The following is a 6,000-nucleotide window of genomic DNA, read 5'->3' on the forward strand; positions in this document are numbered from 1 at the left end:
GATCGGTAACCAATCTCACCAATCGTTATCTAAGTAAATCGCTTTATTATTTGTGGTTGACGACAGGCAATTAAATTCTATCTAAGCATCCAAAAATGGGATCGATTTAATAATCGATCCCATTCTTTATAATGTTAATACTATCTAGCTAATTGTAATTACTATTGATAACTGGCTGGTTATATTGCCGCCGCGTGTGGATGGCTAATAACAATACAGCAAAAGCACAAATACCTGCAACATAGAGCGGATAACCATAGCTATAGTAACTATTAATACTAACCGCTGCACCAGTTTCTTTCGCTAATTTCTCGGCAGATTCGATCGTTTGTTTATCTACTAGCAGTGCCGAGATGACTGGCCCGATCCCAGTCGCAATACTCAAATAAGCGGCATTCAAGCCAGCAGTCATCCCTTGCTCTGATGGTTTGGTATTGAGTGAAATAAGATTACTGATCATCGGTTGAATCAACGAATTAAAGACCGAGAAGATTAAACTTATAACGATAAAATAAACAACGTTAGGAATTATCGGCATCAGTGCAAAGCAAATACTCCTAAAGAGTAATCCTAACAACAGAATGCGACCTGCATTTAGCTTCTTAGTTAAAAACTTAATGCCGAGAGTTTGCATCATAGCACCCAAAATACCAAAGCTAAAAAATAGCAAATCGAAAGAAGATAAATCTTGAGCTAAGACTTTAATATAATAAGCCTGAAAGCCAAATGTAAACATACCAAAGGTAATACTCGTTAGAAACGTTACTATTAGTAAGGCACCAACTCTGGGAATTTTAAATCCAGTAAATATTTTCCCCAGTCCTAAATCGAAGAGATTACCAGCTTTAGGGGCAGCTTGTTTGAGTGTTTCTGGTAACTGCCAGACCGTTAATATTAAGGCGATCGCGGCTAAAATTGAAGAAGCTAAAAATGGTGCGCCCAAAGACAACTTAATTGTCAGATAGCTAATTAATGGCCCAACGACAAACCCGATTCCGAGTGATGCGCCAAATAAACCAAAAGCACGAGCGCGATCTTCAGGTTCGGTAATATCATTAATAATTGCTTGAGCTACTGAAATATTTCCGCCAGTAATCCCATCTAAGAATCGAGCGAGAAAAAGGATGCTCGTAGTGTTAGCCGTCCCAACCATGAAGTTGGCTAATACCGTTCCGGCTAGGCTAATAATTAATAATGGCTTGCGACCCAATCGATCGGATAATTTGCCAATAATTGGCGCGGCGATAAATTGAGAAAGCGAATAAATTGCAAATAAAAAACTGGTTTGAAAGTCGCTCAACCCAAAAGTCTTACCATAATTATAAATGTTAAGAATTAAAGCAATCAGACTCAGCGCATTAATAAAATTGATAAATAGCACGATCCGTAAAGTCGGACTCATCAGCGACTTAAAAGGTTTGGTCGATCGAGTCTCAGGTTTTTTGGCTAGTTTAAGTGTCATAGATCGACACTCCACAAAGCTGGTTTCTCTGCTTGGCATACCCGCTCCCAGATCGATGCGATTCGTTGGCGTAGCCTCTCTGAAAGAGAATCGAGGTTCGATATATAGCCGTTAATTTTTCTAGATCGTTTAGCTCCACTGGCAAGCAGCCAGCACGAATCGTCCTATCTAGCTCCAAATCGATAAGTCTGACATCTTTGAACATGGATAGATCGCATAATTTCTTAGCTTAGTATTCCCAGTTCGATCGCATAATCTATACCAAAGATACTTGAAGTTAGTGGATAGTGAATAGGGAATAGGGAATAGGGGATATGGGATAGGGAATAGGCTTTAGCCGTAATTTACTCCTTACTCCTTACTTCTTACCCCCATCTTCCTAATTAGGAATCATCGCCACCTTAATTACCGCTCGATTCCGCATATCCTCAAAAGTCTGTGCTAAATCGGTCAGCGGACGACGATCGCTAATTAATAACTCAAACGAAATCTGCCGACTCGCCAGCAGTTCTAGAGCCGCACGGACGTGCTGGGGGGTATTATGGAACACCCCTTTAAGCGTGAGTTCGCTATAGTGAAGCCTGTCTGTGTTAACGTTAATCGTCGTATCTTTAGGACAACCGCCGAATAAATTAATCGTCGCACCCGGACGACCGCAAGCAATTGCCGTTTCCCAGACGCTCGGCACCCCCGTCGCTTCAATAACGATATCTGCGCCCCATCCCTGCGTTAAATCCCGCACAGTGCTGGGAATATCGACCTGATGATAATTCCACGTCCGTGCAGCTCCCAAGCTTTCACCGACCGCCAACCGCCGATCGTTACCACCAAATAACCACACCGATTGACACTGACTCGCCATCACCGCGACAAACATCAGCCCGATCGCGCCATCCCCAACTACCACTACTCTAGAATCGGGGGTAAATCCACTCCGGGCCACTCCATGTAAAACACAAGCCAAGGGTTCGGTCATTGCAGCTAACTCGGCATCGAGATCGGCTGGAATTGCCAGCAAATTATGTCGGACGATTTGTGCGGGAATGCTTAAATACTGCGCGAAGGTACCATTATTCCAAGTAATATTGGGGCAGAGCGAATATTCCTGACGTTGACAAAAAAAACAATTCATGCATGGTGCCGAATTATTGGCAACTACCCGATCGCCAAGCTGCCAATCGGTGACCCCAGCACCGAGGGCGATAATTTTCCCTGCCGCTTCATGCCCAAATCGGGTCGGTGGCTTGAGCATTTTTGCGTGTCCGCCGCGCCGCCAGACCTTGAGATCGGTGCCACAAGTAGTCGCAGCGGTAACCTCGATGACGACTTCACCTGCGGCAGGTACGGGGGTGTCGAGGGTTTCGAGTCGAAGGTCTTCGCGACCGTACAAGAGGGCTGCTAACACGATATGATTATTTAAAATAGTTGCTAAAAAGACATCCTAGCATAGGCAACTTGGCGATCGAAAATCTAGCACGGCGATCTTTGAACGTCAGCCGTGGTGCGAAGATAACCTTCTATCGACAGCCATTGTTATTATAAAGCACCGATCTTAAAGCGAAAGACAGGATATAATATAGTGTTTTAGGTTGCCTTCTCGCGATCGGCAGAGCTTCTTTCTCTAGTGCATCGAACTAACTGCAATTGTGCTAGTACAGCGATCGCTCATGCACAATTTCTTACTGTATATATTCCATATGAACGAAAAAAAAGTAGAAGACCCTAAATTAGTGATAGTTTATTTTGCAAATGGTACCGTGCAATGGGTCAAGTCTGGCAGCACCAACCAATGGTCTAGGGATGGTGGTAACGTCAACAAATTTTTTGAAAGTAGGGTTTACCACGCAGCCGACGGTACTAAAATTAAGATCAAACAACACTTTAAGCTGCTAAATACCGTCTTTATGGATGTGGCTACCGGGGCATTTCTCGATACCAATCGCGAAGATTTGCTCGGACTGATTCCCGACCCCAACGATCTGGTACAGCACTGTAAATGGTGGGATGTCGATTGGTCTTGTCCGATCGTGTTCGAGCCAAAAGCAGAACGCAAGCCAATTAAAGCTCCGATCGTCCGCACTAGCACTTGAGTGAGGTCTGGCGATTAGGCATTACCTGGTAGGGATGGAGTGACAATCGCTAAGATCGAGCTGCAACCGTATCGAGATAGCGATCGACTGTTTCAATACCACTACCAATAAATTTTATCCGTCCGCGTTCGAGCCAAATTGCCTTATCGCAGGAAGTACTAATAAAATCAAGATCGTGGGAAACAACCAAAACAGTGGTATCACCATTAAGAAATTTGTCGATCCGGTGCTGGCATTTATTTTTGAAGCTTTCATCACCCACCGATAAAACTTCGTCGAGAATTAAAATATCTGGTTGAATATCTGTCGCGATCGCAAAACCTAACCGAGCAACCATCCCTGAAGATAAGCCTTTGACTGGCACTAAGGCATAATCTTGCAGCTCGGCAAAATCTAAAATCATCGGAGTCCGATCGTGCATTTCGCGCTTAGAAAAACCAAGTAACACACCATACATAACAATATTATCTAGCACGGAGATATTCGGATCGAATCCAGCTCCTAATTCGATCAGTGGCGCAATATTTCCCTTGACTCGAATTTTGCCGCTTGTCGGTTCGAGAATACCAGAAATTAATTTGAGCAAGGTTGATTTTCCCGCGCCATTGCCGCCAATGATCCCGATTTTTTCGCCAGAATTAATAATCAGATTGATATCATCGATGACGAGCTTTTTGGCAGGTTTGCGATATCTTCCCGACACGATCGACAGAATAGTTTGTTTGATATCATAAGAAAACTCTTCCTGAGTACGTCGCCATAAAGACACCCGATTGAAACTAATAACTTCCATCTAACTAAATAATAAGTATAGTGAATAATGTTGCCGTGAGGATCTCAACTACAACAAATCCATAAATTTGGGGCGGAGCCAGTTAAACACCACCCAACCAATTGTGAAAATCACGATTCCACTCAGCCACGAGCGAATAATCAAAAAGAAATCTGGCGACTGACCCGATAAAACAATTTGTCTCAAGCTTTCAATCACTGGATATAACGGATTTAGCTCTAATAATGGGCGAATGCCAGGGTCGAGAATCGCGGCTGGGTAAAAGATCGGGCTAGTCATCATCAGCACGAACTGAATTAACTCATAAAAAAATGGTAAGTCTCGGAAAAATACATAAAGAGCGCAAGTCAAAAATCCCATGCCCGTCGATATGAGAATCAATGCTATTAATGGTAGTGGAATCGCCAGGATATTGACAACACTTGATAAATTTGGTGAAACAAAAATTGTCACTATCATTAATAATGGTAACATCCCAATTGACAGTTGGAACGTATTGGCAACGATAATTGAAACTGGAAAAACACTAACTGGTAACTTAACTTTATTCAGCAATGAACCATTACCGACAATACTACCTAATGCCTGCGCTGTGGAACCATTGTAGAAGTGAATGACTGCTAATCCGGTAAATGCGGCTAGGATATATTCCCACATAGAATTATGATAATATTGCTTGAAAGCAGCACCAAAGATAATTCCATACAATCCCGTCATAATTAGTGGATTGAATAGCGACCAGTATATACCTAGAAAAGAGCCTCTATATCGCACTTTAATTTCACGTTCGGCGAGGACGGATACTAATTCGTAGTAGCGATAGATAGCAGACGATCTGGAGTGCTTTTCGAGCGATCTAATCATAAAAATGTTAAGCCTTTATATATATAATTAGGACTACTTCCGAACCATCTTAGCAGCGATCGTACTATAAAATTTGTTGAAGTGTCCCGATCGAGCTGCGATCGGTTGTAAACAAATCGAATTAGATAACATCTTTTAATGTACGTGTCAGAATCTACTCGCAGATTCTGATATGAGTAGATTGATAAAACATCCATAAATGCACGATTTGGAGCGATAAAAATAGCTTAAATCGAATCTTAATCGTTATATTTTTTAAGCTGCTTTCATATTTTTAAATCTTCTGAGTAAGCTCCATAAAGTAATAAATTGCTTTGACACCGGACAATAGTGCCAGATTAAATATAAGATTGAGATTGCGAATAAATGCGATTTAGGATTGAAAAAAATGTACCTTAAACCAGATAAATCTTTAGGAGGCAGTTGTTTTTGGTCATTACTAAAATCATTAACTAGTACAATATTTGGAGCAATCCAAGCCTCAATACCTGCTTTTTTAGCTCTCATGATTAACTCTGAATCCCCATGATAATGAGGACAAAAGCTAGCATTGTATAAGCCAATTTTTTTAAAAATACTAGTATCAATTAACACACCATTACCAGGTAAGGTTTCAACTAAAATTAATTCTCGATCTAAGATATTTGGCTCAATTTCAGATAAATTCGTATCGTTGTAAGCAATTTTTAAAAACCGATCTGTGCCCCAATTAGAATAAGTTCCTAAGGACCACACTCGGTATTTTGGCATGAGATAATCGATCCGGTTACCCAAAATCGATAGTTGATATT

The 6,000-nt window shown here is 41.6% G+C and carries 5 protein-coding genes and 1 pseudogene; 1 reads left to right on the top strand and 5 read right to left on the bottom strand.

What is annotated here, in order from left to right; translation table 11 throughout:
- Positions 1–148: 148 nt before the first annotated feature.
- Both Q0R35_RS05655 and Q0R35_RS05660 read right to left on the bottom strand, forming a co-directional pair.
- Positions 149–1,462, bottom strand: coding sequence for an MFS transporter (locus tag Q0R35_RS05655; RefSeq protein ID WP_295615119.1), 1,314 nt, complete (start codon positions 1,460–1,462; stop codon positions 149–151).
- A 379-nt stretch (positions 1,463–1,841) separates the two neighbouring features.
- Positions 1,842–2,867, bottom strand: coding sequence for an alcohol dehydrogenase catalytic domain-containing protein (locus tag Q0R35_RS05660; RefSeq protein WP_295615120.1), 1,026 nt, complete (start codon positions 2,865–2,867; stop codon positions 1,842–1,844).
- Positions 2,868–3,159: 292 nt separating this feature from the next.
- Between Q0R35_RS05660 and Q0R35_RS05665 the strand changes: the two genes are divergently transcribed.
- On the top strand, positions 3,160–3,552 hold the full coding sequence (locus Q0R35_RS05665) for a hypothetical protein (protein WP_295615121.1): 393 nt from the start codon (positions 3,160–3,162) through the stop codon (positions 3,550–3,552).
- 49 nt (positions 3,553–3,601) lie between these two features.
- Here Q0R35_RS05665 and Q0R35_RS05670 read toward each other — a convergent pair whose 3' ends face one another.
- The 3 genes and pseudogenes from Q0R35_RS05670 to Q0R35_RS05680 form a co-directional block, all read right to left on the bottom strand.
- A complete protein-coding gene (locus tag Q0R35_RS05670) occupies positions 3,602–4,345 on the bottom strand; it encodes an ATP-binding cassette domain-containing protein (protein WP_295615122.1) in 744 nt (247 codons plus the stop codon).
- A gap of 48 nt (positions 4,346–4,393) precedes the next feature.
- Positions 4,394–5,209, bottom strand: a complete 816-nt coding sequence (locus tag Q0R35_RS05675) for an ABC transporter permease (protein WP_295615123.1) — start codon at positions 5,207–5,209, stop codon at positions 4,394–4,396.
- 255 nt (positions 5,210–5,464) lie between these two features.
- Positions 5,465–6,000, bottom strand: a pseudogene (locus Q0R35_RS05680) (hypothetical protein); the annotation flags it as partial.

The organism is Chamaesiphon sp. GL140_3_metabinner_50, from assembly GCF_025361915.1.
Classification (GTDB): Bacteria; Cyanobacteriota; Cyanobacteriia; order Cyanobacteriales; family Chamaesiphonaceae; genus Chamaesiphon.

Bases quoted from the DNA above. Each gene is read 5' to 3' on its own strand.
- Q0R35_RS05675 (WP_295615123.1), bottom strand. From the start codon at position 5,209: ATGATTAGATCGCTCGAAAAGCACTCCAGATCGTCTGCTATCTATCGC.
- Q0R35_RS05670 (WP_295615122.1), bottom strand. From the start codon at position 4,345: ATGGAAGTTATTAGTTTCAATCGGGTGTCTTTATGGCGACGTACTCAG.
- Q0R35_RS05655 (WP_295615119.1), bottom strand. From the start codon at position 1,462: ATGACACTTAAACTAGCCAAAAAACCTGAGACTCGATCGACCAAACCT.
- Q0R35_RS05665 (WP_295615121.1), top strand. From the start codon at position 3,160: ATGAACGAAAAAAAAGTAGAAGACCCTAAATTAGTGATAGTTTATTTT.